This is a genomic window from Lactobacillus sp. UMNPBX19 (assembly GCF_002553805.1).
Classification (GTDB): Bacteria; Bacillota; Bacilli; order Lactobacillales; family Lactobacillaceae; genus Lactobacillus.
In genome coordinates, this window is sequence record NZ_PCYR01000100.1 from 1 (window position 1) to 486 (window position 486).

The following is a 486-nucleotide window of genomic DNA, read 5'->3' on the forward strand; positions in this document are numbered from 1 at the left end:
ATATTAAGGAGCTTTTAAACAGCCCGAATTTTGACGAAGTGCTCCAAACTTTGCTTAACCAAGAAGAACTACAATTGAAGCAAAAGATTAAACAACAAGAGGATACTTTAAAAACGATTGGTGAAATTAAACACTGGTTAACTGATCAAATTCCCATCACGCCTAATTCCTTTATTGGTATTGAGGAAAGCATTCGTCGGCGACGTAGTTTAACCAGAAAACGAAGCGCGTTGTTTGTTTTCGGGGGCCTAATTGATATTTTAGAAATATTGGCAATTTGGTATGGCATTTCCAGTAGTAGCTGGTGGGCGGTGGTGGCCGCTTTTTGCCCCATTATAGTTGCGGTGGCAATTGCCGTATACGCATACTACCGCTCGGTTGAGTACGTCTGCCCGCAATGCGAAGCATACTTCAAACCAGCGTTTGGCGAATTTTTCTGGGCAAAACATTCACCAAAGACCCGTTGGTTAGGGTGCCCCAACTGTG

1 pseudogene is annotated in these 486 nt (G+C 43.2%); it reads left to right on the plus strand.

The annotated features are described in order from the left end of the window. Positions 1-74: 74 nt before the first annotated feature. A pseudogene (locus CP370_RS09260) lies at positions 75-486 on the plus strand (transcriptional regulator); the annotation flags it as partial.